Source organism: Sinobaca qinghaiensis, assembly GCF_003610495.1.
GTDB classification, from domain to species: Bacteria; Bacillota; Bacilli; order Bacillales; family Marinococcaceae; genus Sinobaca; species Sinobaca qinghaiensis.
The window spans coordinates 138,207-163,412 of record NZ_RAPK01000007.1 but is presented as its reverse complement, the minus strand read 5'-3'; the positions used below and the strand labels follow the sequence as shown (position 1 = coordinate 163,412).

General features: G+C 45.3%; 30 protein-coding genes. 23 read left to right on the top strand and 7 right to left on the bottom strand.

The features are described 5' to 3' along the window. Positions 1–3: 3 nt before the first annotated feature. The 4 genes from mutL (at position 4) to hfq (ending at position 4,112) form a co-directional block, all read left to right on the top strand. Positions 4–1,860, top strand: a complete 1,857-nt coding sequence (gene mutL, locus ATL39_RS04950) for a DNA mismatch repair endonuclease MutL (RefSeq protein WP_120192193.1) — start codon at positions 4–6, stop codon at positions 1,858–1,860. Positions 1,861–2,107: 247 nt separating this feature from the next. Next, positions 2,108–2,887, top strand: a complete 780-nt coding sequence (locus ATL39_RS04945; RefSeq protein WP_120192192.1) for a class I SAM-dependent methyltransferase — start codon at positions 2,108–2,110, stop codon at positions 2,885–2,887. Positions 2,888–2,890: 3 nt separating this feature from the next. After that, a complete protein-coding gene (gene miaA, locus ATL39_RS04940; RefSeq protein WP_120192191.1) occupies positions 2,891–3,886 on the top strand; it encodes a tRNA (adenosine(37)-N6)-dimethylallyltransferase MiaA in 996 nt (331 codons plus the stop codon). Next, the gene (gene hfq, locus ATL39_RS04935; RefSeq protein WP_120192190.1) at positions 3,873–4,112 is read left to right on the top strand and encodes an RNA chaperone Hfq; all 240 of its coding nucleotides are present in this window, start codon (positions 3,873–3,875) and stop codon (positions 4,110–4,112) included. The genes miaA and hfq overlap by 14 nt, the downstream gene beginning before the upstream one ends. A gap of 40 nt (positions 4,113–4,152) precedes the next feature. Here hfq and ATL39_RS04930 read toward each other — a convergent pair whose 3' ends face one another. Then, positions 4,153–5,130: a tyrosine-type recombinase/integrase gene (locus tag ATL39_RS04930; RefSeq protein WP_120192189.1), complete on the bottom strand. Its 978-nt coding sequence runs from the start codon at positions 5,128–5,130 to the stop codon at positions 4,153–4,155. Here ATL39_RS04930 and hflX point away from each other — a divergent pair. The 4 genes from hflX (at position 5,122) to glnA (ending at position 9,655) form a co-directional block, all read left to right on the top strand. Beyond that, positions 5,122–6,438, top strand: coding sequence for a GTPase HflX (gene hflX, locus ATL39_RS04925; protein WP_120192188.1), 1,317 nt, complete (start codon positions 5,122–5,124; stop codon positions 6,436–6,438). The genes ATL39_RS04930 and hflX overlap by 9 nt on opposite strands. Before the next feature lie 15 nt (positions 6,439–6,453). Further along, on the top strand, positions 6,454–7,719 hold the full coding sequence (locus ATL39_RS04920; RefSeq protein ID WP_281270881.1) for a methionine gamma-lyase family protein: 1,266 nt from the start codon (positions 6,454–6,456) through the stop codon (positions 7,717–7,719). Positions 7,720–7,829: 110 nt separating this feature from the next. Further along, positions 7,830–8,228, top strand: coding sequence for a MerR family transcriptional regulator (locus ATL39_RS04915; protein WP_120192186.1), 399 nt, complete (start codon positions 7,830–7,832; stop codon positions 8,226–8,228). Between the two features lie 74 nt (positions 8,229–8,302). Next, a complete protein-coding gene (gene glnA, locus ATL39_RS04910; protein ID WP_120192185.1) occupies positions 8,303–9,655 on the top strand; it encodes a type I glutamate--ammonia ligase in 1,353 nt (450 codons plus the stop codon). Positions 9,656–9,753: 98 nt separating this feature from the next. Here the strand turns inward: glnA and ATL39_RS17610 are convergent, their stop codons facing one another. Beyond that, on the bottom strand, positions 9,754–9,879 hold the full coding sequence (locus ATL39_RS17610; RefSeq protein WP_256497910.1) for a hypothetical protein: 126 nt from the start codon (positions 9,877–9,879) through the stop codon (positions 9,754–9,756). A gap of 241 nt (positions 9,880–10,120) precedes the next feature. After that, the gene (locus ATL39_RS04905) at positions 10,121–10,579 is read right to left on the bottom strand and encodes a hypothetical protein (RefSeq protein ID WP_120192184.1); all 459 of its coding nucleotides are present in this window, start codon (positions 10,577–10,579) and stop codon (positions 10,121–10,123) included. Between the two features lie 295 nt (positions 10,580–10,874). Between ATL39_RS04905 and ATL39_RS04900 the strand changes: the two genes are divergently transcribed. The 7 genes from ATL39_RS04900 (at position 10,875) to ATL39_RS17380 (ending at position 15,134) form a co-directional block, all read left to right on the top strand. Beyond that, positions 10,875–11,135, top strand: coding sequence for a metal-sensitive transcriptional regulator (locus tag ATL39_RS04900; RefSeq protein WP_120192183.1), 261 nt, complete (start codon positions 10,875–10,877; stop codon positions 11,133–11,135). A gap of 69 nt (positions 11,136–11,204) precedes the next feature. Beyond that, on the top strand, positions 11,205–11,987 hold the full coding sequence (locus ATL39_RS04895) for a sulfite exporter TauE/SafE family protein (protein ID WP_245960923.1): 783 nt from the start codon (positions 11,205–11,207) through the stop codon (positions 11,985–11,987). Between the two features lie 103 nt (positions 11,988–12,090). After that, the gene (locus ATL39_RS04890) at positions 12,091–12,651 is read left to right on the top strand and encodes a sulfurtransferase TusA family protein (RefSeq protein WP_120192181.1); all 561 of its coding nucleotides are present in this window, start codon (positions 12,091–12,093) and stop codon (positions 12,649–12,651) included. A 14-nt stretch (positions 12,652–12,665) separates the two neighbouring features. Continuing rightward, positions 12,666–13,796: an MBL fold metallo-hydrolase gene (locus tag ATL39_RS04885; RefSeq protein WP_120192180.1), complete on the top strand. Its 1,131-nt coding sequence runs from the start codon at positions 12,666–12,668 to the stop codon at positions 13,794–13,796. Between the two features lie 19 nt (positions 13,797–13,815). Then, positions 13,816–14,043, top strand: a complete 228-nt coding sequence (locus ATL39_RS04880) for a sulfurtransferase TusA family protein (protein ID WP_120192179.1) — start codon at positions 13,816–13,818, stop codon at positions 14,041–14,043. 14 nt (positions 14,044–14,057) lie between these two features. After that, positions 14,058–14,543: a DsrE/DsrF/DrsH-like family protein gene (locus tag ATL39_RS04875; protein WP_120192178.1), complete on the top strand. Its 486-nt coding sequence runs from the start codon at positions 14,058–14,060 to the stop codon at positions 14,541–14,543. A 420-nt stretch (positions 14,544–14,963) separates the two neighbouring features. Next, a complete protein-coding gene (locus ATL39_RS17380; protein ID WP_170146840.1) occupies positions 14,964–15,134 on the top strand; it encodes a hypothetical protein in 171 nt (56 codons plus the stop codon). Between the two features lie 31 nt (positions 15,135–15,165). On the opposite strand, the gene ATL39_RS04870 is transcribed toward ATL39_RS17380, so the two are convergent. Further along, positions 15,166–15,411, bottom strand: coding sequence for a hypothetical protein (locus ATL39_RS04870; RefSeq protein ID WP_120192177.1), 246 nt, complete (start codon positions 15,409–15,411; stop codon positions 15,166–15,168). Positions 15,412–15,613: 202 nt separating this feature from the next. Between ATL39_RS04870 and ATL39_RS04865 the strand changes: the two genes are divergently transcribed. Next, on the top strand, positions 15,614–15,865 hold the full coding sequence (locus ATL39_RS04865) for a hypothetical protein (RefSeq protein ID WP_147419334.1): 252 nt from the start codon (positions 15,614–15,616) through the stop codon (positions 15,863–15,865). Between the two features lie 32 nt (positions 15,866–15,897). Here ATL39_RS04865 and ATL39_RS04860 read toward each other — a convergent pair whose 3' ends face one another. The 3 genes from ATL39_RS04860 to lexA form a co-directional block, all read right to left on the bottom strand. Next, complete coding sequence (locus ATL39_RS04860; protein WP_120192175.1) at positions 15,898–16,110, bottom strand: hypothetical protein; 213 nt, start codon at positions 16,108–16,110, stop codon at positions 15,898–15,900. 187 nt (positions 16,111–16,297) lie between these two features. After that, complete coding sequence (locus ATL39_RS17375) at positions 16,298–16,459, bottom strand: hypothetical protein (protein WP_170146839.1); 162 nt, start codon at positions 16,457–16,459, stop codon at positions 16,298–16,300. 138 nt (positions 16,460–16,597) lie between these two features. Further along, the gene (gene lexA, locus ATL39_RS04855) at positions 16,598–17,227 is read right to left on the bottom strand and encodes a transcriptional repressor LexA (RefSeq protein WP_120192174.1); all 630 of its coding nucleotides are present in this window, start codon (positions 17,225–17,227) and stop codon (positions 16,598–16,600) included. A 160-nt stretch (positions 17,228–17,387) separates the two neighbouring features. Between lexA and ATL39_RS04850 the strand changes: the two genes are divergently transcribed. The 7 genes from ATL39_RS04850 (at position 17,388) to ATL39_RS04820 (ending at position 25,137) form a co-directional block, all read left to right on the top strand. Further along, positions 17,388–17,603: a hypothetical protein gene (locus ATL39_RS04850; RefSeq protein ID WP_120192173.1), complete on the top strand. Its 216-nt coding sequence runs from the start codon at positions 17,388–17,390 to the stop codon at positions 17,601–17,603. A 29-nt stretch (positions 17,604–17,632) separates the two neighbouring features. Then, positions 17,633–18,286, top strand: a complete 654-nt coding sequence (locus ATL39_RS04845) for a YneB family resolvase-like protein (protein WP_120192172.1) — start codon at positions 17,633–17,635, stop codon at positions 18,284–18,286. A 142-nt stretch (positions 18,287–18,428) separates the two neighbouring features. Further along, the gene (locus ATL39_RS04840; RefSeq protein ID WP_120192171.1) at positions 18,429–18,671 is read left to right on the top strand and encodes a DUF896 domain-containing protein; all 243 of its coding nucleotides are present in this window, start codon (positions 18,429–18,431) and stop codon (positions 18,669–18,671) included. A 317-nt stretch (positions 18,672–18,988) separates the two neighbouring features. Beyond that, positions 18,989–20,992: a transketolase gene (gene tkt, locus ATL39_RS04835; RefSeq protein WP_120192170.1), complete on the top strand. Its 2,004-nt coding sequence runs from the start codon at positions 18,989–18,991 to the stop codon at positions 20,990–20,992. A 175-nt stretch (positions 20,993–21,167) separates the two neighbouring features. Further along, positions 21,168–21,437: a YneF family protein gene (locus ATL39_RS04830; protein ID WP_120192169.1), complete on the top strand. Its 270-nt coding sequence runs from the start codon at positions 21,168–21,170 to the stop codon at positions 21,435–21,437. 138 nt (positions 21,438–21,575) lie between these two features. Beyond that, entirely contained in the window at positions 21,576–23,342 is a 1,767-nt protein-coding gene (locus tag ATL39_RS04825; protein ID WP_120192168.1) for an ABC transporter ATP-binding protein, read from the top strand. Next, a complete protein-coding gene (locus ATL39_RS04820) occupies positions 23,326–25,137 on the top strand; it encodes an ABC transporter ATP-binding protein (RefSeq protein WP_120192167.1) in 1,812 nt (603 codons plus the stop codon). The genes ATL39_RS04825 and ATL39_RS04820 overlap by 17 nt, the downstream gene beginning before the upstream one ends. Positions 25,138–25,206 lie beyond the last annotated feature (69 nt).

Sequence of the window (25,206 nt, the reverse complement as noted above, 5' to 3'; positions counted from 1 at the left end):
ACAATGGCTAAAATCACGAAACTGCCGGACGATTTATCCAATAAAATAGCGGCAGGCGAAGTTGTGGAACGTCCGAGTTCCGTAGTAAAAGAATTGGTGGAAAATGCGATTGATGCAGGCGGCACCCGCATCCAGGTCGACCTCGAGGAAGGAGGTCTGTCTTTAATCCGGGTTGTAGATAATGGAAGCGGCATGGACCGTGAAGACGCAGACCTTGCCTTTTACCGTCATGCGACGAGTAAAATCACCTCTGAAAAAGATTTATTTGATATCCATACGCTTGGATTCCGCGGGGAAGCACTGCCGAGTATCGCCGCCGTGTCACAGTTGGAAATGGAAACCGGGAATGGGCGCGATGCAGGTACGCTTCTCCGCTATCAGGGGGGAAGACGGATTACGCTGACTTCGTCCAAAAGCCGGAAGGGAACGGAAATCAGCGTCCGCGATTTATTTTTTAATACGCCGGCACGGTTGAAATACATGAAAACCGTTCATACGGAAGTAGGCAAAGTTAGTGACATTATTAACCGTCTTGCGATGTCGAGGCCTGATATTTCGTTCCGGCTGGCCCATAATGGGAAGCAAATACTGCACACTAACGGGGATGGCAGACTGCAGACGGTTATTGCATCGATTTACGGCAGGCAGACCGCAAAATCTTTTCTTCCGATTCATCATGAATCAAACGATTATACGGTAACCGGTTATATAGCCAAGCCGGAAATCAACCGGGCCTCCCGTCATTATATGTCTACCTTTTTAAATGAACGGTTTATCCGCCATTATCCACTTACAAAAGCAATAGAGCAGGCATATCATACGCTGCTTCCAATTGGCCGTCATCCAATGGCCGTGCTGCATATTAAGCTGAATCCGACGTTAATGGACGTCAACGTTCATCCATCCAAAATGGAAGTGCGTCTTAGTAAAGAAAAAGAGATGCTTCATGACGTGGAGCACACGATCAAACAGGCTCTGCAGCAGCTTTCCCTCATTCCGGAAGCAGATATGGCACGGGGCAGGCGTATGCAGTCGGAAGCGCTGGAACTTCCCCTGCAGCAGGAAAAGCGGGAAATCCCTCCTAAAGTGGAGGAATCCGCGCCGCCGGAATTTCGTCAGGAGCAGCAGGACTGGCAGCGTGCAGAGGCAGTAGCGGAGCCGGAATCATACACGGAGCCCTCCATTCAGGAAATGCCTGCTCCTGTAGAAGAGCCGCCTGCAGCGGAAGAAAACTACAGGACAGAGCCTGAGAACGGAGCGGGACTATATCGGCATAGAGAACTGCTTGAGCTGGAGCCGATCGGCCAGCTGCACGGGACGTATCTGCTGACGCAGAGCCGGGACGGCATGTATATTATTGATCAGCATGCTGCCCAGGAGCGGATATTTTATGAGTTTTTCCGCGAAAAAATCGGCAGCGTTAATGGAGAGATGCAGGATCTGTTGATTCCGCTGACGTTTGAAGTGACCAGCCAGGAAAAGATGGTAATTACGAACTCCCGCGAAGAGCTGGAACAGGCAGGCGTATATTTGGAGGAATTCGGAGAGAACACGTTCCGGATCCGGTCGCAGCCTACCTGGTTTCCGGTTCAGGAAGCAGAATCGGTTATACGGGAACTGCTCGAGCAGCTGCAGCAGGAAAAAAATATCAGCACGCATAAAGTACGGGAAGAAGCAGCGATCTTAATGTCCTGCAAGGCAGCGATCAAAGCCAACCGCCACCTGCGCAAAGATGAGATTGCTGCTCTTATCGAAAAACTCGGCACATGCAGAGACCCATATACGTGTCCGCACGGGCGCCCGATCGTGATCCATTTTTCCTCGTACGATATGGAGAAAATGTTTAAACGAATCCAGTAAAAAAGCGCTCTCATTTTTCCCTGTTCCCCCGCTTATGTATGCTATAATAAAAACAAATATTACATAGCGGGGGGAATCAGCTCATGTCAGCACTAGATGTCGTAGCTATCGGCGGTATTTCTTTTTTTGTTATTGTAGTAAGTGTCATCATGGCGTATTACTTTTTGAAACGGTCACAGTCCGATAACTAAAAGCGCCGAAACGGCGCTTTTTTCACGTTTAAATAGACAGGCAGGCGACATACAGTATGATTATAACGACAACTAAAGCCGCCGGGGCCATCACTGCGCAGAAAGCCGAAGCGCTTGCGGTCCGCTGGGAGGCCTCCTACCAGCAGCGGAATAAACGCTCGATAAAAAAATGGCTTCTTGAAACAGGGGAAGCTATTTATGTAGCGGGTGATGAGGCGGACATGTTTTATCCCCCCCACAGCAGAAACGGCTTCTTTTTTCATCCAAGCATGGCAAAACTCCGGGCGAAGCGCGTCATGGATGGAGGCAGGGATCCGCTGGTCGAAGCCGCCGGCATTTCAGAGGGAATGAGCGTGCTGGACTGTACTCTCGGTCTCGGCTCGGACAGCATTGTTCTGAGTGCTGCAACAGGAAAGACAGGCCAGGTGCAGGCACTGGAGAAAACAAAAGAGATCGAAGAAGTAGTAAAAAAAGGGCTGCAGCAATGGAAGCAGTCGGATGTGTTATTGAATGAAGCGATGGAGCGGGTAAACACGGTGCATGCAGACTATTCAGAGTGGCTGCGGGAAGCTCCTGCAGCTTCATGGGATGTTGTATACTTCGATCCGATGTTTCATGAAGCATTAGCTGAATCGTCCTCTATGGAGCCGCTGAGAGAGGCTGCAAGCTATGGCGGTCTTCAGGCTGCGGACGTCCGGGAGGCGCTCCGGGTCTGCCGGAAGAGAGTCGTGTTTAAAGAGCACACCAGAAGTCCGGTTTGGAATACCTTTCCGGAAGCGGTCAGGAAAAAAAGCCATGCAGCGTTTGCTTATGGCATATTGGAAAAGGACGTTTAAACGATGATGAAACAAGAAATAATTATTATTGTCGGGCCCACTGCGTCGGGAAAAACAGAAGCAGGTATGATGATAGCGGAACAACTCGGCGGAGAAATCATCAGCGGTGATTCGATGCAGGCCTATCAGGGTCTCGATATCGGCACTGCCAAAGCTTCCCCTGCAGAAAGAAATGCCGTGCAGCACCATGGCATCGATATAAAAACAATTCATGAGGCGTACACGGCAGCAGATTTTAAAAACCGGGCAGCGGGGTGGATTGAAGACATCATCCGCCGGGGGAAAGTTCCTGTCATCGTCGGAGGAACCGGCCTCTACATCCGTGCCCTGACGAGAAATTTTGATTTTCAGCAGAGCGAATCAGATCCCGAATACAGGGCGGAGCTGGAAAGGCAGCTTGCTGAACACGGAAAAGAGCGGCTGCATGAGCAGCTTCGTTTTCAGGACAGTGCAGCCGCAGAGCGTATTCACCCAAATAATACCCGACGCGTGATTCGCGCGCTGGAAATTTTAAAGCAGCAGGGCGGCCGCACAAAATCTTTTTCTGAACAGGAAGAAGCAGAAAGTCCTTATACGGTCCGGATGATCGGTCTGGATATACAAAGAGACGTCCTTTATAAACGTATTAATGACAGGGTCGATCAGATGGCGGATGCCGGTCTGATCGAAGAAGCACGGTGGCTGCTCGAACATGCGGGACCGGATGTACAGGCAGCGCAGGCGATTGGGTACAAGGAGCTGTTTCCTTACCTGCGACAGGAGTCTACGCTCGAGCAGGCACTCGATACGTTAAAACAGCACTCAAGAAATTATGCAAAAAGACAGCTGACTTGGTTTCGGAATAAAGAAGATGTGGAATGGATGAATATGACAGATACTTCCACCGCTTCAAAACAGGCAAAACTTCTTTCGTATCTTGAAGGAATCAGGCAGCCTCTGTCGAAAGGTATACAAGCAGGAAGAAAGCAGAGGGGAGATCCAGACGATGAAACATGTTAATATTCAGGACCAATACTTAAATACGCTCCGAAAAGACAAAATTCCAGTGACGGTATTTTTAACGAATGGATTTCAACTCAGAGGCCACATTAAAGCATTTGATAATTTTACCATTGTTCTGGACAGCGACGGCAAACAGCAGCTGGTGTATAAGCATGCTATTTCTACATTTTCGCCGCAGCGCAATGTGCCGCTTCAGACTACCCCTGATACGGATGAATCCTAAACACAAAAGAAGGCCCCCGGCTGATGGGGACCTTCTTTTTTTAGCTGTCTGCCTGATTTACAAAGGAAATGTACTTGTTTAATGTTAGAATAGACTGCAGGCCAAGCGTTTCTTTCATATGTTCGGGACTAATGCCTTTTTTCAATTCATTCACTATATAGGTGTTCCGGAAATGCTTTGCAGAAAAGGACCGGTCAATGCCTGCCCGGCGGCGTTCTTCACGCAGCATTTTCTGTATAGCGACCTCCGTCAGATTTTTCGGGGCATCATTTTCATAACTCCAGCGGTACGTCTGGCGCTGGAAGTCAAAGGCGACAAATACAGGATGATGGGGATAAGAGGGCCGCACCGGCTCCGGAATCAGCTGAAAGTACTGGAAAAAAAGCTTTTTCTCAGCAGCTGACAGCTGTACAATTCTGGGATTGCCGGTGAATTCCGAAATTGCAAGCTCCCCTTTTCCCAGATTAACCTGGCGGTAAGTAAGTGTGGAAAGCTCCTGAAGCCGAAGTCCGTGCTGCAGGAAAAGCTGAATCATCAACAGGTTTCTTGGGGCAAGCATTGGACGAACGGCGGCCTGACGGGCGGAGAGGCCGGCATCGGAACGAAGCGAATGAAACAATTTTTTCACTTCGGCAGGAAAAACGAGGTCTTTTTCCTGCAGGCGTTCTGTCACCGCTTCTTCCGCTGTAATACCTGTCATTGGATTGGAAGCGATACGCTGTGTGCTGTGAAGAAACGAAAAGTAACGAAGCAGCACGGTGTGAATTCGCTTGATCGTCTTGGCATGGTAATGCCTGCCCTCAGCGAGCAGGGAAAAATACCCTTCGAGAAGCGAAGGGGGGATTCGCTTTGAAGCAGGCGGACGATCCTCCTCCAGTTCCACGGAGACAAAGGCGTAAAAATCCTGAAGATCATACCGGTAGCGCCGGATCGTACTTTCCTTTCTCCCCCGTGAAGCGAGGTAATCCAAAAATAAAGTGACGTCTGTTGGTTCCGTTAACAATGCTTCATGAGCCATAGGGCAGGATCCTTTCTTTTAAATAAACGAATATATACCAAGGAGGCTTTTTCATTGAAAGAAGATGTAATTATTGTAGGTATTATTGATAAGAGCCGCAAAGATTCAAGATTTGACGCTTCTATTGAAGAATTAAGAGCGCTCGTCGACACAGCTGGCGGCACGGTTGTTGAATTGTTTACCCAGGAAAGATATTCCCCGCACCGTTCTACTTATCTTGGTAAAGGTAAGATAGAAGAGCTTTATGAAAAAGCGGAAGAGCTGAATGTAGATACTATCATTTTTAATGACGAATTGTCTTCCAGTCAAGTTAAACATTTAACCGATGAGCTCGACCGCAAAGTAATGGACCGCACGCAGCTTATTCTGGATATCTTTGCCCGCCGTGCACGTACGAAAGAGGGTATTATCCAGGTTGAACTGGCCCAGATGTCTTATCTTCTGCCGCGCCTCTCCGGACAGGGGCAGATGATGTCCCGTCTCGGAGGTGGTATTGGTACGAGAGGTCCGGGTGAAACAAAGCTGGAAACCGACCGCCGCCACATTCAAAAACGAATGGACGATTTGAAATCGCAATTAAAAGAAATGATTTCCCACCGCGAAGGCTACCGTAAACAGCGGAAAAATAACTACGCGATCCAGTACGCTCTCGTAGGCTATACAAACGCCGGCAAATCAACCATTATTAACAAATTGACGCAGGCAGATACGATGGAAAAAGATGAATTATTTGCCACGCTTGACCCGTTGACACGGAAAATGGATATTCCGTCCGGACTGTCTGTGTTGATTACGGATACAGTTGGATTTATTGAAGATCTGCCGACTACGCTGATTGCCGCTTTCCGCTCCACCCTTGAAGAAGTAAAAGAAGCCGACGTGCTGCTTCATGTCGTAGATGCATCCCATCCGGACTGCCACCAGCACATGAAAACAGTCGATAAGCTTCTCACGGAGCTTGATGCCGGAGCGATTCCCGTTCTTACCATCTATAACAAAATAGATCAGGTGACAGACACCGAGCTTCTTACCGGAGAAAACAGTCCGTCCATCCGGATATCGGCCCGCGACGATGCAGACATTGAGCGTCTTCGTGAAGCGATGGAAGACGTTTTAAAAGAGCAGATGCAGTTTCATAAAATCCGCATCCCGATGTGGGAAGGAAAAGACTTATCGAGTCTTTACGAAAGTACTATTCTAAAGAAAGAAACGTTAATAGAAAAAGAAAACATGCTCGTATGGGAAGGGTTTGCGCCCATCGATCATCCGGTGAACGGCATTATAAAAAAATATAAAACGACAGAATAAAGGCAGGGAATGAACGTGCAGGATACACAAGAACAGCTGGGCGGCTGGAAAAGAAAAGCCCGGCAGAATATTGCATTGTACACCGAGGAAATAGATGAAACGACCGATAGAAATACAGAAAGACTTCTTACGCTGTTCCGCGAACACAACGTGGGAGCCTTTCATTTTACTCCATCCACCGGGTACGGGTACGACGACCTGGGACGGGAAAAGCTTGACAGCCTGTATGCAGGCGTATTTGGAACGGAGACGGCGTTTGTGCGCTCCCAGTTTATTTCCGGCACGCATGCTATTACTGCGGCATTATTTGGGGTGCTGCGGCCCGGAGATGAGCTGCTGTATGCTACAGGCATGCCATACGATACGCTGCGGACCGTTATTGGAATCGAAGGAGAAGCGGAAGGGACCCTTCAGGAATGGGGGATTACGTATAAGGAATCTCCCTATGAAGTAGGCGAAGAGCTTTCTGCCGACCGTATTCTTTCCCACGTAACCGAAGCGACAAAGGTTATTGCAATTCAGCGGTCGCGAGGCTACGCTGAACGCGAATCTGTTCCGATGGAAAAAATGAACCAGGTCATAGCAGCCATTAAGCAAAAAGTGCCGGACGTTATTGTGTTTGTAGATAACTGTTACGGGGAGTTTACCGAAACGAGCGAACCAGGCCATGCCGGAGCCGATTTAATGGCAGGGTCTCTTATTAAAAATCCCGGCGGCGGTATTGTGAAAACGGGCGGTTATATTGCAGGCCGGAAAGATTTGATTGAAAAAGCGGCATCAAGATTTGCCGCTCCGGGTATAGGCATGGAAGGCGGGCCGACGCTGTACAGCCTGCAGGAAATGTTCCAGGGGCTTTTCCTCGCGCCTCACGTAGTAGGCGAAGCACTGAAAGGCTCTCTGTATACAGCTGCTCTCCTGGAGGAGTCCGGACTGCAGACCACGCCTTCGTATACAGAAAAACGTACGGACCTGATTCAGTCGGTTACGTTTGCCTCCAAAGAACAGATGGTTACGTTCTGCCAGGCAATTCAGGAAGCCTCACCAGTAGACGCACGCGTCATACCACAGCCGGCCTACATGCCGGGGTATACATCAGACGTGATTATGGCTGCGGGGACGTTTATACAAGGGGCGAGCATTGAACTAAGCGCGGACGGTCCGATACGTCCTCCCTACACGGCTTACGTTCAGGGCGGACTGACATTTTCCCACGTGAAAATCGCCGTGGAACATGCGGTAACCCGGCTGCTCGAGAAAGAACTTTTAGCTTCTTTACTATAAAATTTCTTACTTTCAGAAAATTTTGATGTGAAAAAAGCTCACATGGACTTGACTATAAAAGTAACATCGGGTAGGATGAAAATATCTTCCTTAGGGAAGGAGGCCTACTGATGAATGATCATATTAGAAGAAACATGCCTTTATTTCCCATTAGTATTGTCAAAAAGCTGACGGAATTGTCCGCCAGACAGATTCGTTATTATGAAGAATACGGATTGGTTTTTCCTTCCAGAACAGAAGGTAATCAGCGCCTGTTCTCTTTTAATGACGTAGACCGTCTCCTTGAAATTAAAAGCCTGCTTGAACGCGGTGTTAATCTTCAGGGTATCCGGGAAATTTTTCTGCTGCGCGAGCACAATACTTCCAAAACAGCTGGACCCCCTATGAGAAGAGACGGAGATCTTACCGACCTGGAGCTCAGGCGTCATTTGAAAAATGAGCTGGTGTACACAGGCAAATACGGAAGAACTTCCCTAATCCAGGGGCAGCTATCACGGTTTTTTGACTAGAACAGCGGTTTTACCTTCTGCCCTGCAGAAGATTATATAATTTTTTGTTCAAAGAAGGAGAGGAGTTTCTACAAATGGCTAACAGTTATTCGAAAAAAGATATCATGAAAATGGCAGATGACGAAAATGTAAAATTCATCCGTTTGCAGTTCACAGATTTACAGGGGATTATCAAGAACGTGGAGATTCCTGTGGATCAGCTTACAAAAGCACTAGACAATCAAATGATGTTTGACGGTTCTTCTATCGAAGGATTTGTCCGCATTGAGGAATCCGATATGTACTTATACCCGGATCTGGATACATGGGTTATCTTCCCGTGGACACCGGAAAAAGGTAAAGTAGCGCGCCTTATCTGCGACATCTACGAGCCGGGCAAGCCTGGAGACGAGCCAAAGCCTTTCGCAGGTGACCCACGCGGTATTTTGAAGCGTGTACTTAAAGAAGCAGAGCAGCTTGGCTTTACTGACTTTAACATTGGACCTGAGCCTGAGTTCTTCCTTTTCAGAAATGATGAAAAAGGCGAGCCAACGCTTGAGCTTAACGACAAAGGCGGATACTTTGACCTTGCTCCAACGGATCTTGGTGAAAACTGCCGTCGTGATATCGTACTTGAACTGGAAGAAATGGGCTTTGAAATCGAAGCTTCCCACCACGAAGTGGCACCAGGACAGCACGAAATCGACTTTAAATATGCAGATGCCGTTACAACATGCGACAACATTCAAACGTTTAAGCTTGTTGTAAAAACAATCGCCAGAAAGCACGGCCTTCACGCAACATTCATGCCTAAGCCGCTCTTTGGTGTAAACGGTTCTGGTATGCACTTGAACATGTCTCTTTTCAAAGGCAAAGACAACGTGTTCTTTGACAAGAAAACAGACTCCCAGCTAAGCGAAACAGCTATGCAGTTTATGTCTGGTATCCTTGAGCACGCACAGGGCTTTACAGCGTTAACGAACCCAATTGTTAACTCTTACAAGCGTCTTGTTCCTGGATTTGAAGCACCGGTTTATGTAGCATGGTCTGCACGCAACAGAAGCCCGCTTGTCCGTATTCCTTCATCCCGCGGCCTGAGCACGCGTATTGAAGTAAGAAGCCCGGATCCATCTGCGAACCCATACCTTGCTATTGCAGCAATGCTGGCTTCCGGTTTAGATGGTATTAAGCGTAAGCTTGTTGCACCAGAGCCAACGGACCGCAACATTTATATCATGAACAAAGAAGAGCGTAAGCAGGAAGGTATTGAAGATCTTCCAGCTGACCTTAATGAGGCAGTAAACAGCCTTCTTGAAGATGAAGTACTTGTAACGGCTATTGGACCACACGCAATCGAGCATTTCGCAGAAGCGAAAGAAATCGAGTGGGACATGTTCCGCACACAGGTTCACCCATGGGAAAGAGATCAGTTCCTACAGACTTACTAATAGATAGAAAAAACCTACAGCCAAAGGGGCTGTAGGTTTTTTAGTATTTAAATCTGCTGCGGTTCTGCCGGACAGGCAGCGCCTGAATGTTACGTTGTTTATACTTCTTCGTCAACATCCGGGTTTTCCGGCGGTGTGTCCTCCGGTGCCTCTTCTTCTCCGCCGCAGGCAGCTGTTGCTAATAATAAACTAAAAGCCAGTGCCATTAAACCTGTTCGTCTCATTTTTATACCCCCTGGTGTGTTATTTTCCGTTGTTGTAATGAACATCTGCGGTCTTTTATGACTCATAAATAATGAGGAAGCCCAAACATCATATTACTTTATAGTTTCCGCCCCAGGGCTAAAGTAAACGTGAAAATAAAAAGCAGCGAATAAAAGAAAAAATCCCGATGACGCGTCTGTGCGGTCATCGGGATATCTCTGCAATTTCCAGCAGCAAGAAGCTTTGCGCTGCATATAAGAATTACTCCATTTCTATATAAGGGGTGAGCATGTGCTCAAACACCGAGTCGGCCATTTCCTTTGTAAATTCGACTTTTCTGTTCGGATCTGCTGACCAGAAACAGTTCGCCGTATCAACCAGATACGCATTTTCATATTTAGGCTGTCCCAGGCTGAAGTTAGCGTCATCAATATAAACAGAAAAAGAAGCTTCAGCTTTTCTCATAGGGTGGTTTGTCGTATCAATCCGGATTTTTAAAATAGCCTGATCGAAGGTAAAAGAGGCTTCATAATATTCCCGGAAATAGTTCACCTGTACCTCCGTCTGTTCGTTAATATCATCTCGAACGGAGTTAAATAAGTCAAATAAATGATCAATGCATTCTGTTAGTTTTTCATCAGAAATTTCATTTTTTTCTTTGATTTTTTGGATGTTGCGCTCCAGCGCGTCTTTTGATACGTTCTCTTTCCAGTTATTCATATGACAAGACCCTCCTGATTTTATTCCCGGCTCCACAAGTTGAGTACAGCAGGAGATGATTAACAAGAAAAACAGCAGCCATGTTATGTACTGTTGTTTCTTTCCACTATATCATAAGTAGAAGCCCTGTTAATACGGTGATTCCTAAAGAAACCGCCGTAGACAGGCTTTTTTTCAAAAACGAAGCAGATAAATAAAAAGAATGAATAAATAGTTGACGAAAAGAAAATACACGTTATATAATATACCCCGTAAGGTATTAAAAGAGAACATGAAAGAAAGGAAGCAGGTATATATGGACTATTCAACAGAAATGAAAAACCGCCTGAAGCGCGTGGAAGGCCAGGTCAGAGGCGTTCAGCGTATGATGAATGAAGAGAAAGACTGTAAAGACGTTGTGTATCAGCTGTCGGCAGCCAGATCAGCGATCGATCGGGCAATCTCATTTATTGTAGCGGAAAACCTGGAGCAGTGCATTAGAGATCAAATTGAAAAAGGCGAAGATACAGCTGATTTTGTTCAGGAAGCTATTCAATTATTAGGAAAAAGCAAATAAAAAAATTTTTAGCCGTTTATATACCCGTGGGGGTAATGTAAATAGAGAGAAATGGATGAGGTGCTCATCGTGGAACTAACATTGTTTTTTATTTTTGTGTTATTTTTTATTGGATTTATCGGCTCTTTCGTTTCCGGAATGGTAGGAATAGGCGGATCTATCATTAAATATCCAATGCTTTTATATATTCCGCCTCTGCTCGGTCTGTCGGCATTTACCGCTCATGAAGTAGCCGGTATCAGCGCCGTGCAGGTATTCTTCGCTACCATAGGGGGTGTCTGGGCTTATAGAAAGGGAGGGTATTTAAATAAATCTCTTATATTTTATATGGGGACAAGCATTCTGGCGGGAAGTTTGATCGGGGCTGTCGGCTCTAATTATATGAGCAATGACGGTGTGAACATGGTGTACGCGGTTCTTGCAACGCTCGCGGTTATTATGATGTTCCTTCCTAAAAAAGGAAAGGACGACACGCCTAACGATCAAGTGACCTTTAACAAGCCGACAGCCGCTGTTTCCGCTTTTCTTGTAGGTATAGGAGCAGGCATTGTCGGTGCAGCCGGGGCATTTATCCTCGTTCCGATTCTTCTCGTGGTACTGAAAATCCCGACAAGAATGACGATTGCAACATCGCTTGCTGTTACGTTTATTTCCTCTATAGGTGCTACTATTGGAAAAATCGCTACAGACCAGGTATTAATCGGTCCGGCTGCTGTGATGGTCGCGGCAAGTTTAATCGCTGCACCGCTTGGGGTGATGGCGGGCAAGCGGATGAATACAAAGCATCTTCAATGGCTTCTCGCTTTACTCATTCTAGGAACAGCCATTAAAATCTGGCTGGATATATTATAAAAGGTTGACAGCTATTTTTTTACTTGGTAATATACCCATACGGGTATGAGTTTATTTTTTTGTTTATTTTAATACCCCATAGAGTATAAAAGGAGGACTAATAATGAATGTAAATTTAGTAGTGGATGCAAAAGGGCTGGCATGTCCAATGCCAATCGTTAAAACCAAAAAGGCGATGGACTCAATTAATGCAGGAGAAGTAATGGAAGTGCAGGCAACGGACCGGGGCTCTTTAGCCGATATGAAAGGCTGGGCTAAGACTACAGGCCATGAATACATCGGTTCTAAAGAAGAAGGAGAGGTACTGCTGCATTATGTAAGAAAAGCCAATCCTGAAGAAGTGAAAGAAACAAAACCTTATCCGAAGGAAATGACAAATGAAAAACTCGAAGAGGCTCTTGAAAAAGACAATATAACAATACTGGATGTGAGAGAACCTGCCGAATATTCCTTTTCACATATACCGGGAGCTGTTTCGATTCCTCTAGGGGAGCTGGAAACCAGAGCGGGGGAATTAGATGATTCAAAAGCAATATATGTCGTGTGCCGCACAGGCAACAGAAGCAGTATGGCAGCCTACACCCTGGAAGAAAAAGGGTTTACGAATGTGCAGAACGTAAAACCGGGAATGAGCGGCTGGAACGGCCCGACCGAGGAAAAATAAAGGAGGAACCACATATGTCTATGAAAGCAATGACAGCTGCCGAATTGGCAGAGATAGTGATTAACCAGAAGGATTTATTTATTTTAGATGTCCGAAACGAAGATGCCTTTAAAGATTGGCAGATAGAAGGAAAAAATGTAGAGATATTAAACATTCCGTATTTCGATCTGTTGGAAGGAGTCGAATCTGTTCTTCCACGGATACCAGCGGACAAACCAGTCATAGTAGTCTGTGCCAAAGAAGGATCTTCCAAATTCGTGGCTGAGCAGCTGGTAGAAGCTGCAAACCGGGATGTTTACTACCTGGAAGGCGGAATGAAGACGTGGAGTGAACATGTGGAACCGGTAAAAATCGGTGATCTTTACGATGGCGGAGAGCTGTATCAGTTTGTACGTATTGGAAAAGGCTGCCTGTCCTATATGGTCGTCTCTGGAGGAGAAGCTATAGTTATTGATCCAATGCGTCTGACAAATGTATATACAGATTTTCTAAAACAAAAAAATGCCGTTCTTAAGTATGCAGTGGACACGCATCTTCATGCCGATCATATTTCCGGGGGAAGAATACTGGCTGAAAAAACAGGAGCTGCGTATTATATTCCGGAAGACGATGCTGCAGAAGTAACGTTTTCCTACAAGCCTCTAAACAATAACGATGTATTACAGGCGGGAAAGACAGAAGTGGCTGTCCAGGCTTTGTACTCCCCAGGCCATACCATTGGGAGTACCTCTTTAATTGTTGATAATCGTTACCTGCTTACCGGCGATATTCTCTTTATCGATTCTATCGGACGTCCGGATCTCGCAGGAAAAGCAGAAGACTGGGTGGGTGATTTGAGAGAATCTCTTTATGTCACCTACCAGGCACTGAACGATGACCTGTTGGTACTTCCTGCTCATTTTTCGAAAAAAGAAGAAATGGATGACCGGGGACGAGTAATGGAGAAGCTTCGTGTGCTGTATAAAGAAAATGCCGGACTGCAGGTAGAAGACGAGGAGATATTCCGCAAAATGGTGACGGAAAACCTTCCTCTGCAGCCAAATGCTTATGAAGAAATCCGTCAGACAAACATGGGAAGAGTGCAGCCGGAGCCCGAGGAACAAACAGAAATGGAAATTGGACCAAACCGCTGCGCTGTATCATAACTAAAAAGGAGAGATTAATATGAACGTGACAAAAACAGTAGATGCAAAAGGATTGGCCTGCCCAATGCCGGTAGTAAAAGCAAAAAAAGCAATGGATGAACTTCAGGCAGGAGATGTACTCGAAATCATATCTACAGATAAGGGAGCGAAAGCAGATCTCCCGGCATGGACCAAGTCCTCAGGCCACGAATTAGTGGAGCAGACTGAAGCAGGTAACGAATATACATTTTGGATAAAAAAAGGATAAGGGGAGAATGAAGAATGGAAGAAACAAAAAATGGAACAACGATGGTCGTATTTGACGGAGACCTCGATAAAGCAATAGCCAGTTTTATTATTGCCACAGGAGCTGCAGCAATGGGAAAGAACGTAACGATGTTTTTTACTTTCTGGGGATTAAATGTGCTCCGAAAAGATAATGTGATCAGCGGCAGTGATAAAACAATGATGGAGAAAATGTTCGGAAAAATGATGCCGCGCGGTCCGGAAAAATTAGCACTGTCCAAAATGAATTTTGGTGGAATGGGACCGAAGATGATGAAAAAAATGATGAAAAATCATAATGTATCTTCTTTAAAAGAAATGATTGAAATGGCCCAGGATCTTGATGTGAAAATGGTAGCCTGTACGATGTCCATGGACGTTATGGGGCTGAAGGAAGAAGAGCTGATTGACGGACTGGATTATGCGGGTGTAGCTTCATATCTGGCAGAAGCTGAAGAATCAAATATTAATCTGTTTATTTAATGGCTGTATCATGGAAAAGAAAAAAGGCAGCATCTAAGGTTATACAAATTTCCAGCAGCTGAAACAAATACGTGATAAACCAAGAGCCTGCCCCCTTAAAGGGACAGGCTCTTTTCCTATGTAAGCAGAAACTAGTATACGGACTGAACGACAGAAACCAGGCAGTTGTTATGCAATGCCGCAGGAAGTGACAGCGCCCATAATGCCGGCTATAGCAATTCCTACTATAAATTTTTTCACGTTAGTCCTCCTGTATCTATAGATTCATAATTATGGTAAATAGTTTACTTTATTATAGTCGATAATTCCTAAAAAAGGTTGCATTTTTATTACTTTTTCTAAATATCGGCTTGAATGAAAAATTGTGAAGAGAAAATCTTTTTATATTATAATAAGAATAAAGGAAAGTGGGGAGATAAAATGACAGAAGAGCTGTATCACGACCTTTTTTTGAAAGATGCGGGATTTCTTCCAGTGGAAATCGAAAAATTAATGATGGAATATGCCGAAGAGTTTCAGCAGGCGGAAATTCAGCAGGTTATTAAACATACAGATGAGCATTATACCGTTGTGACAAAAGTGACAAAGTAAAAAAGCTCCCCTATAAGGAGAGCTTCAATTATTACTTCTTTTGTATTTCAACAGCTTTACGCTCTATTTCTTCATACGAATTTGTTCCGTTGGCATAATCTTTTACCATGCTTTCAAAAGAGCGGAACAATCGTTCATCTGCAGGGTCCTGAAGATCGAGGCCCATCGATTTGGCAGCTTCCTGTTGATCCCTGCGGAATGTGTCATCAGCTTCAAACGTGTTTCCTTCCTTGTACTTTTCCAAGTGGTGATCGACAAATCTTTTAATAACGTCCATATATATCGCTCTCCTTCTATTTAAACAGGTTCAGTGTTCTTTTCCCGCTTCTCACGATATCAAACCGATGAGCGGGCTGATGCGGACCGTTCGCATTGAGCACCGGCATACGATAGATTTTATATACGGATAAACGGAAAAAGGACTCACCCTTGAAGGATAAGGTATACTGTAGGATAATGGCATACGGAAAGGGGATGGAATGAATATGGTAAGCGGAAGAAATACAGAAGATATGATTATGGACCTAGCAAGCCAGCTCTCTATTGAGCAGGCAAGAAACAAAATTTTATGGGATCTTATTCTACGTCATAACGTACTCTCTCAGCAGGATGTGGATAAAGAAGTAGAAAAGCATTATGAAACCTACCGTACCACTTCTTATGAAGAATTAACCGGTTTTAACTTGAAAGAAGACACCAAGCCGGTAAAAGAACCGGAAACAGAAGAATAAAAAAAAGCGTTCCCGAAGGGGGAGCGCTTTTTTTATTGCCTTACAACATCCAGCAGCAGAAAAAAGATTGATTTTACTGCTGTGAATACCATAAGAAAGATGAACACCAGTACAAGTATAGTAAGAGCGAGATCCCCCTGAAAGTGGAGAATATCGATCAGAATTAAATTGGCAAGAACGGCGGAAATCACGCCGATAAATAGTGTGCTGTTAAATACTCGTTCCATTATATAAGAGGGAGCCATATCAACATCTCCTGAATGTAGTATAGTGTGAACTTGTGAAATAGTGAGCGTTGTTTATCCTAACCCTATTAAACCGCATTAAAGAAAGGAAATCAATAGCTGAAAAGTGACAAAACTGCGAAATAAATGGCTAAGTGGTGAACATTAATAAATGAAGACAAAAAAATAAAGCATCCATTTGGACGCTTTATTTTTCATATATATCTTCTGCCAGTAATTTAATAGGACTTCCACAGTGAGGGCAGTTTTGATACTCCTCCTGGATGTTCTCGTTGCTTAGTTCGGAAACCGACATCTGTACTTCTGCTTTTGTTTCTGTTCCACATGAATGACATTTAATATAGAGCACTGTTTATTTCTCCTTTCCATGACTGCTGCTGAATTTAATGAAGTATATTATATATTTGTATACCACAACAATTTTTTTCAAAACCTTTCCAATCAAAAAGCGGCTGTCTTCTTTTCCGAAGACAGCCGCTTTTTATCATTAATGAATCGTACGGAAAACACCAATAACTTTACCTAGAACGGTACAGTCATCAAGAATAATAGGATCCATAGCAGCATTTTCAGGCTGCAGGCGGATATAGCCGCTTTCTCTGTAAAAACGCTTTACAGTAGCTTCAAGCTCCTCTGTCATCGCCACAATGATGTCTCCGTTGTTGGCTGTCTGCTGCTGCCTGACAATAACAAGGTCCTTATCATATATTCCGGCTTCAATCATACTTTCACCTTGAATCGTAAGCACAAACACGTTCTCGTGTTCATTTGCTACCATACGCTCCGGGAGGGGAATGTATTCCTCTATGTTTTCTATGGCGGTTATTGGTTCACCGGCTGTAACTTTACCGAGCATCGGCACGTACACAGCAGAACTTTCAGATATTTCCGGCGGTGCATCTTCAAAAGACAGCACTTCTATAGCTCTTGGCTTAGTAGGGTCGCGTCGAATAAATCCTTTACTTTCCAGCCTGGATAAATGGCCGTGCACCGTAGAACTGGAGGCAAGCCCCACAGCCTCCCCGATTTCACGGACAGACGGGGGATAGCCTTTTAGACGTACTTCCCCTTTTATATAGTCAAGTATTTGCTCTTGTCTTTTTGATAATTTAGTCAAAGTCCCGGCACCTCCTGTGCGTGTAATGTTATTTTAAAAAATTGTATCATGAATAAAACGAACATGCAAACATCCGTTCTAATTTTCCTTGACGGGAACAAAAGTTCTTATTATACTTTTAAAAAAGGGAACACACATTCTTAAAAATGGGGGAATTACAATGATTTCAAAAATATCGAATGTAACGACACAGGAATGGATGATATTATTACTGTTTGCAGCATCTATATTATTCTTAATTATAGCCGTACAGGTAAATGCACCGGCCTCAGAGACCGGCTTTGTCTATGAAGACGATATGGTGGAGGAAAAAGAAGAACTTCAGCTCGAACAGGAATTAACATCCTATCAGTGGGTGAATTACAACCTCGACTAAGCAAAGCAATCAGAAGGTGAAGTGGAAAGATGGAAAAGTGTATAATTTACTGCAGAGTCAGTACCGAAAAAAAAGAACAGCAGACATCTCTGGAGCGTCAAGTGGAGGAATTAACCTCTCTTGCCAAGAGAAACAACCTGCCCATCTATAAAACCATTAAAGAAGAACAGAGCGGTTATTCAATGGAAAGAGAAGGACTGCTGGAAATACTTGACGACTTTTCAGCAGGAAAGGCGTCGATTTTGTGTGTGCAGGATGACACGAGACTGGGGAGAGGCCATGCCAAAGTAGCCGTACTCCATGCTCTGCATAAGAGTGGTGTTACTATTTACTCCGTTCGTGAAAACGGGGTGCTGGAACTGTCCGAATCTGACAGCATGCTGATCGATATATTATCCATCGTGGAGGAGCACCAGCGGAAGCTTCATAATTTTAAAATTAAACGCGGCATGAAGCGGGCGGTGGAAAATGGCTACAGGCCGGATAAAAATTTAAAAAACAGAGGGCAGGGGGAACGTATAAAAAAAGAAGTTCCGATAGAAGAAATCATCAGGCTCCGTCAGCGCGATCTTCCTTTTTATGACATTGCAGCCACCCTCCGCGGGCTCGGATATGATGTATCCAAAGCCACGGTCCACAGGCGTTACCGGGAACATATGAAAAAAGAAGATGAACGGTCATAGTGAAGGCTGAGCGCCGTTGATGAGCTTCTATACCCTCCTATCCCTCTTTAAAAGAGATGGTTCTGTTTGCATAAAAGCGGGTATATAAGTACCATTAATATAGAAGGATATTTATGTATACGAACATAAAGGGGGGAATATCATGTTATCCCAAGATAAAATTGCACGTATCAACGAGCTGTCCCAGCGCGCAAAGACAACCGGCTTGTCGGAGTCTGAAAGTCTGGAACAGCACGAGCTGAGAGAAGAATACCTGCAGAGTTTCCGATCCTCTTTTAAAGATCAGCTTCATTCCGTTAAAGTAGTAGATCCTGAAGGCGCAGACGTTACCCCGGATAAGCTGGACAGATCAAAGAAAGAACGAAAAGTTTACCGTTCCAGGTAATGCAGTAGTGAATATATCCTTCACTGAATGAAACAGGTATTATATTTATATACAAACTGCTGACCGGCAGTGGATTCCAAAAGACCATTTTCGATCAAGTATAAGAGAGTGGTCTTTTCAGCGTGTAATGAACCGGTGATAAGCAGGAAAAAGACGATGAGAATTGCCATCACACCAGCTTAAAGAAAGAAAGCAGGTACGATTTAGAAAAAATCCACGTATTTTGCCCCGGTTCTTGTATAATAAAAAGAAAGCGTTTATTATTTACTCATGGATGGACGTTAATTACTAAATAGAGACAAGGGGAGAATACGATTATGGCAGCGCAGACAACAACAGCACAATTAGAAAACTTAGCTATTAATACGATTCGTACATTATCTATCGACAGCATTGAGAGGGCTAATTCCGGTCACCCAGGTCTGCCTATGGGAGCCGCACCAATGGCTTTTACTTTATGGACAGAATGTATGAACCACAATCCCGGCAACCCGGAATGGTTTAACCGCGACCGTTTTGTACTATCCGCCGGTCACGGCTCTATGCTTTTATACAGTCTGCTTCACCTCACAGGGTACGATCTTTCCCTGGAAGAACTGCAAAATTTCAGGCAGTGGGGAAGTAAAACACCGGGTCACCCGGAATATGGTCACACTCCAGGTGTTGAAGCAACAACAGGACCTCTTGGACAAGGACTTGCGATGGCAACCGGTATGGCAATGGCAGAGCGCCATATGGCAGCCACTTACAACAAAAGCAGCTTTCCGCTCGTGGATCATTATACATATGTTCTATGCGGAGATGGAGATATTATGGAAGGCGTCAGCGCAGAGTCAGCTTCATTAGCCGGTCATCTTAATCTGGACCGCCTGATCGTACTTTACGATTCCAACGATATTTCCCTCGATGGCGATCTGCATCAGTCGTTTTCCGAAAACGTTATGCAGCGTTATGATGCATACGGCTGGCACACAATTCTTGTAAAAGATGGCAACGATACGAAAGCTATCAAAGAAGCTATTGAAGAAGCAAAACAGGCGGGCAAGCCAACTTTGATTGAAGTTAAAACTACAATCGGCTATGGTTCTCCTAATAAAGGCGGCACCAATGCAGCACACGGCGCCCCGCTTGGTGCAGATGAGATTACATTAGCTAAAGGAATGTACAAGTGGGAATATGAAGAAGAATTCCATGTACCGGCGGAAGTAACGGCCTTTTTTGCCGACAAAAAAGCAGAAGGCGCCCGCAAGGAAAAGGAATGGAACGACTTATTCGCAGACTACCAGAAAAAGCATCCTAAAGACGCAGAGCAATTCATAACAGCGCTTAAGGGAGACCTTCCTGAAGGATGGGAAAAGGAACTGCCGGCCTATACGAACGAAAAAGTAGCCACACGCGCTGCATCAGGTGATGCGCTTCAGGCAATTTCCAAACACGTACCATCTTTATTCGGGGGATCAGCTGACTTGGCTTCTTCGAATAAAACACTTATTAAAGAAGAAACAGATTTTACAAAAGACAACTACCAGGGACGTAATATCTGGTTTGGTGTTAGAGAATTTGCGATGGCTTCCGCACTAAACGGTCTTAAGCTGCACGGCGGAGTACATCCATATGCTTCTACGTTCCTCGTGTTTTCCGACTACCTGCGTCCGGCTCTTCGTCTTAGTGCCTTAATGAATCTGCCTGTCACTTATGTGTTCACGCATGACAGTATTGCAGTCGGAGAAGACGGACCTACTCACGAACCGGTAGAACAGATCGCTGCTCTCCGTGCAATACCAGGCGTTCATGTTATCCGTCCGGCTGACGGTAACGAAACATCTGCAGCCTGGAAAGTAGCATTGGAGAGCACGGGCGGACCAACCGTTCTTTCCCTTACAAGACAAGGGCTTCCTACCCTTTCTACTTCCGGCGAAAGAGCGCAGGAAGGGGTAGCAAAAGGCGCGTATATCGTGGAATCGGTTGATTCTCCAGACGTCCAGCTGCTGGCTTCCGGCTCTGAAGTAGCTCTGGCTGTGGATGCCAAAGCAGCCCTTGAACAGGAAGGCATTGCTGCAAACGTAGTAAGTATGCCTGATTTCCTTTCGTTTGACCGCCAGCCGCAAAGCTACAAAGACAGCGTGCTGTTAAAAGGTGTGCCGGCTCTCGGAATGGAAATGGGATCAACAATGCCATGGTATAAATACGTAGGCACAGAAGGCGCGGTACTTGGTATCGATGAATTCGGCGCTTCTGCACCTGGAGACAAAATTATGGCAGAGTATGGATTTACTACCGAAAACGTAGTAGCTATTGTAAAAGACCTGCTTCAAAAATAAAAAGCAAAGCCTGGACAAGATCCAGGCTTCTTTTTTACGAATAGGGAAATAAAAGCAAATCAACGTGATGCTCTTTTCATCCGTCGGTTAGTAAGGTATAATATTAGGGGTCCTTACAGTATCCCCGGATGATAATGAAGGATGTTCACTAGAGATAGAAGGAGGAAGTGCCGGAATGGATTGGCTTTGGTTTGTACTCGTCGGCGTACTGTGTTTAATCGCAGGAGCAGCGCTTGGCTTTTTTATTGCCAGAAAAACAATGATGAATTACCTAAAGAAAAACCCGCCTATTAACGAACAGATGCTTCGGGTTATGATGATGCAGATGGGGCAGAACCCTTCACAGAAGAAAATTAATCAAATGATGAAGGCTATGCAGCGTCAGCAGGATACAAAAGAATCAAAAAAAGAAACAAAAAAAGAACTAAAAAATGCCAAAAAATAATAGGAGCGCTCTCTAAATCGGAGAGCGTTTTTTTATGCATTTCATGCCGGTTCCGGGCGCCCTTTCTTGAAGATAAAACGGAAGATAACGTATGATAATAAAGAATGAAAGATAACGGAGAAGAAAGCAGGGAGACACATGCAGATATTCTGGTCGCTACGATGGTTTTTTCAAAAAGAATGGCTGGCATACAGCGTGGGCATAGGCATATTAATGCTTGTTTCCGCCCTGGCTCTGCTTCCCCCCTATGCCGCGGGCAGAGTAGTAGACCAGATTGCCGAGGGAACGCTGACCGTAGGGGATCTGCAGTACTGGGCGGTTCTCCTTCTTGGAGCAGGAATTTTGATGTATATCTTCCGTTATATATGGCGGATTATGATTTTTGGTGCGGCTATTCGTCTGGCAAAGCTGTTAAGAAGCCGCCTGTACGAACACTACACAAAAATGAGCGCCTCTTTTTACAATAGACGACGGACGGGCGATTTAATGGCCCACTCCACCAACGACATAAAAGCGGTGGAGCAGACGGCGGGCATTGGTGTATTAACGCTTGTTGATTCGATCGCCATGGGCGGTTTTGTTATAGCTGCGATGGCTTTTACGATCAGCTGGCAGCTTACACTGTTATGTCTGCTGCCGATGCCGTTAATGGCCGCAGCAACAAGCATCTATGGCAATATTCTTCATCACCGCTTCGGACAGGCCCAGGCCGCTTTTTCCGAGCTGAATAATAAAGTACAGGAAAGTGTTTCCGGTATCCGAGTAACGAAAGCATTTGGACAGGAGAAAGCTGAAGTGGCGGCCTTTTCCAGACAGTCGGATAAGGTAGTTGAAAAAAATGAGAATGTTGCCAGAGTAGATGCACTATTTGAACCAACGATCTCGCTGGTCGTAGGTATTTCGTATTTTCTGGCCGTGTTTTTCGGAGCGAGGTTCGTGATTGCAGGAGATCTAACAATAGGCGAACTGACAAGCTTTACGGTCTATCTGGGCATGCTGACGTGGCCTATGCTTGCATTCGGACTGCTCTTTAATATAGTCGAGCGTGGAAGGGCAAGCTATGGACGAATTGAATCGCTGCTGGAGGAAAAGCAGGATATTACTGATGAACGTGCAGAATACAGCAGTATTCCGACTGGCTCTATAAACGTTGTTATAGAAAGCTGCCACTATCCGGAAGCAGAACAGGCATCGCTTCAGGACATTTCCTTTTATGTGCAGAAAGGCGAAACCATTGGCATAGCGGGACGAACGGGGAGTGGGAAGACGACGCTGCTTAAATTACTGCTTCGGGAAATGGAAGATCCGCTGAGCCGGATTGAAGTCGATGGGGTATCCGCAGCCTCCTATCAGCTGGACAGCTACCGGATGGCTTTTGGCTACGTGCCGCAGGACCATTTTCTCTTTTCGATTTCCATTGCCGATAACATTGCTTTTGCACGCCCGGATGCTTCCTTCAAAGAAATTGTACACGCGGCTAAAACAGCGCACGTTCATGAGGACATTATAAATATGGAATACGGATACGATACGATTGTAGGAGAACGGGGAGTTACGCTGTCAGGCGGCCAGAAGCAGAGGCTTGCTATAGCAAGGGCCTTAATTACAGACCCGGAAATTCTTATTCTTGATGACTCCCTTTCTGCCGTGGATGCTAAAACAGAAGAATCGATTCTCTCTCACCTGCAGCGGGAACGTCACAATAAAACCACATGGATTGTTTCGCACCGCATGAGTGCAATTAAACATGCCGATCAGATTGTAGTGCTTGAAAATGGGCGCCAGATAGAAAGAGGCACGCATGATGAATTAATGAAAGACCACCGCTGGTACGCTGATATGTATGACATGCAGCAGCTTGAAAGCTTAGTGGAGAAAGGAGGAAAAGATGGAGCACCAGGATAGGGTACTAAGCAGCAAAGAGCAATGGAGCATTTTTAAACGATTATTAAAAGCAGCTGTACCTTATAAAAAACAACTGGCAGCTGCTGCTCTTTTCCTTCTGGTTGGCACAAGTGCCGATCTGGTCGGACCCATATTAGTAAAAGTGTTTATTGATGATTATTTAACCCAGAACAGCTTTCCGGCTGGTCCGCTCGTTCTGCTGGGCGTAAGCTACGGTGTGCTTCATCTGCTTGCTGTGGTTCTGGGCTATTATCAGATTTTCTGGTTTCAGCGGATCGCTCTGCAGATTATTCGCACGCTGCGGATTGATGTATTCAAAAAGGTAGAGCAGTCCCGGCTTCGTTTTTTTGACCGGACCGCCGCCGGGGGTTTGATATCGAGACTGACCAACGATACGGAATCAGTAAAAGAAATGTATGTGGAAGTACTGGCTGTCATTATTCATAATGGAGTGTTTCTAATCGGCGTCTTTATTGCAATGGCGATATTGGACGCACAGCTGGCTCTGCTTTGTCTTTCCTTGTTTCCTATCATACTTGTTTTAATATATTATTACCGGAAAAAAAGCGCTGTATTTTTCGGAGCAATGAGCGGTCGGTTGAGCATGCTTAATGCCAAAATAAATGAATCTATTCAAGGGATGAGCATTATTCAAGTGTTCCGCCAGGAAAAACGCATGCGCCATGAATTTGAAGATATTAACGAAAAGCACCGCCGCTCTTCCGTGCAGACGATGAAGCTTGACGGTCTGCTTCTCCGGCCTGCTATTGATTTGATCAGCGTAGCGACGCTTGTGCTGGTCCTTACTTATTTTGGGCTGGCTTCTTTCGGAGGAAGCGTACAACTGGGTGTGCTTTATGCTTTTATTAACTACATCGACCGTCTATTTGAGCCGGTTAACCAGATTATGCAGCAGCTCTCCAAGCAGCAGCAGGCCATTGTGTCGGCGGGCCGGGTATACCAAATCCTGGACCGGAAAGAGGATATGGAGCCTGCGGTGGATCATTCTTATGCCGGTACTATGATAAAAGAAGGCAACGTTCGGTTTGACAACGTTTCTTTTGGATATGACCCGGACAATCCTGTATTAAAAAATATTTCGTTTCAGGTAAATAAAGGAGAAACGCTCGCTATCGTCGGCCATACCGGAAGCGGTAAAAGTTCGATTGTGCAGGTGCTTCTGCGTTTTTACGATGCCCAGCAGGGCAGAATTACCGTGGATGGAACCGATATCCATCAGTATGAGAATAAAGAAATCCGCAGAAACATCGGGCTTGTACTTCAGGATCCGTTTTTGTTTACCGGTACCGTTAAAGATAATATTATTTTCCACGATCCGGACGTGAACGAGCAGGATATGAAGCGGGCGGCAGAAAAAGTAGAGGCATCGCCATTTATCGAAAAGCTGCCCTTTAAATACGAGGAACCGGTTGGAGAAAGGGGAAGTTCTTTTTCCAACGGGGAAAAACAGCTGATCACGTTTGCAAGAACCATTGCGAAAGATCCAAGAATTCTCGTTCTGGATGAAGCGACGGCAAGTATTGACTCCGAAACGGAACAGGATATTCAGACGGCGCTGGAACGCATGAAAAAGGGGCGCACGACTATTATGATTGCCCACCGTCTTTCTACCATAAAAGACGCAGACCACATTATTGTGCTGCATCAGGGGGAAATACGTGAAGAAGGAAATCACGAATCCCTGCTCAGGCAGCAGGGGCTTTACCGGACGATGTATGAACTGCAGCAGGGCAGGCTCGAGCAGGAAAAAGCCTATAACACCGAAATAGGATAACAAGCATTGCAAGATAACGTTTTCACGGTGTAAAATAGAAACATAGCTGTAAGCGTAGAAGCGTTTGCA

What these genes read in the sequence shown, in the direction of transcription:
- mutL (WP_120192193.1), top strand. Translation starts at nt 4, where the DNA reads ATGGCTAAAATCACGAAACTGCCGGACGATTTATCCAATAAAATAGCG.
- ATL39_RS04945 (WP_120192192.1), top strand. Translation starts at nt 2,108, where the DNA reads ATGATTATAACGACAACTAAAGCCGCCGGGGCCATCACTGCGCAGAAA.
- miaA (WP_120192191.1), top strand. Translation starts at nt 2,891, where the DNA reads ATGATGAAACAAGAAATAATTATTATTGTCGGGCCCACTGCGTCGGGA.
- hfq (WP_120192190.1), top strand. Translation starts at nt 3,873, where the DNA reads ATGAAACATGTTAATATTCAGGACCAATACTTAAATACGCTCCGAAAA.
- hflX (WP_120192188.1), top strand. Translation starts at nt 5,122, where the DNA reads ATGAGCCATAGGGCAGGATCCTTTCTTTTAAATAAACGAATATATACC.
- ATL39_RS04930 (WP_120192189.1), bottom strand. Translation starts at nt 5,130, where the DNA reads ATGGCTCATGAAGCATTGTTAACGGAACCAACAGACGTCACTTTATTT.
- ATL39_RS04915 (WP_120192186.1), top strand. Translation starts at nt 7,830, where the DNA reads ATGAATGATCATATTAGAAGAAACATGCCTTTATTTCCCATTAGTATT.
- glnA (WP_120192185.1), top strand. Translation starts at nt 8,303, where the DNA reads ATGGCTAACAGTTATTCGAAAAAAGATATCATGAAAATGGCAGATGAC.
- ATL39_RS17610 (WP_256497910.1), bottom strand. Translation starts at nt 9,879, where the DNA reads ATGAGACGAACAGGTTTAATGGCACTGGCTTTTAGTTTATTATTAGCA.
- ATL39_RS04905 (WP_120192184.1), bottom strand. Translation starts at nt 10,579, where the DNA reads ATGAATAACTGGAAAGAGAACGTATCAAAAGACGCGCTGGAGCGCAAC.
- ATL39_RS04900 (WP_120192183.1), top strand. Translation starts at nt 10,875, where the DNA reads ATGGACTATTCAACAGAAATGAAAAACCGCCTGAAGCGCGTGGAAGGC.
- ATL39_RS04890 (WP_120192181.1), top strand. Translation starts at nt 12,091, where the DNA reads ATGAATGTAAATTTAGTAGTGGATGCAAAAGGGCTGGCATGTCCAATG.
- ATL39_RS04885 (WP_120192180.1), top strand. Translation starts at nt 12,666, where the DNA reads ATGTCTATGAAAGCAATGACAGCTGCCGAATTGGCAGAGATAGTGATT.
- ATL39_RS04880 (WP_120192179.1), top strand. Translation starts at nt 13,816, where the DNA reads ATGAACGTGACAAAAACAGTAGATGCAAAAGGATTGGCCTGCCCAATG.
- ATL39_RS04875 (WP_120192178.1), top strand. Translation starts at nt 14,058, where the DNA reads ATGGAAGAAACAAAAAATGGAACAACGATGGTCGTATTTGACGGAGAC.
- ATL39_RS17380 (WP_170146840.1), top strand. Translation starts at nt 14,964, where the DNA reads ATGACAGAAGAGCTGTATCACGACCTTTTTTTGAAAGATGCGGGATTT.
- ATL39_RS04870 (WP_120192177.1), bottom strand. Translation starts at nt 15,411, where the DNA reads ATGGACGTTATTAAAAGATTTGTCGATCACCACTTGGAAAAGTACAAG.
- ATL39_RS04865 (WP_147419334.1), top strand. Translation starts at nt 15,614, where the DNA reads ATGAATATGGTAAGCGGAAGAAATACAGAAGATATGATTATGGACCTA.
- ATL39_RS04860 (WP_120192175.1), bottom strand. Translation starts at nt 16,110, where the DNA reads ATGGCTCCCTCTTATATAATGGAACGAGTATTTAACAGCACACTATTT.
- ATL39_RS04850 (WP_120192173.1), top strand. Translation starts at nt 17,388, where the DNA reads ATGATTTCAAAAATATCGAATGTAACGACACAGGAATGGATGATATTA.
- ATL39_RS04845 (WP_120192172.1), top strand. Translation starts at nt 17,633, where the DNA reads ATGGAAAAGTGTATAATTTACTGCAGAGTCAGTACCGAAAAAAAAGAA.
- ATL39_RS04840 (WP_120192171.1), top strand. Translation starts at nt 18,429, where the DNA reads ATGTTATCCCAAGATAAAATTGCACGTATCAACGAGCTGTCCCAGCGC.
- tkt (WP_120192170.1), top strand. Translation starts at nt 18,989, where the DNA reads ATGGCAGCGCAGACAACAACAGCACAATTAGAAAACTTAGCTATTAAT.
- ATL39_RS04830 (WP_120192169.1), top strand. Translation starts at nt 21,168, where the DNA reads ATGGATTGGCTTTGGTTTGTACTCGTCGGCGTACTGTGTTTAATCGCA.
- ATL39_RS04825 (WP_120192168.1), top strand. Translation starts at nt 21,576, where the DNA reads ATGCAGATATTCTGGTCGCTACGATGGTTTTTTCAAAAAGAATGGCTG.
- ATL39_RS04820 (WP_120192167.1), top strand. Translation starts at nt 23,326, where the DNA reads ATGGAGCACCAGGATAGGGTACTAAGCAGCAAAGAGCAATGGAGCATT.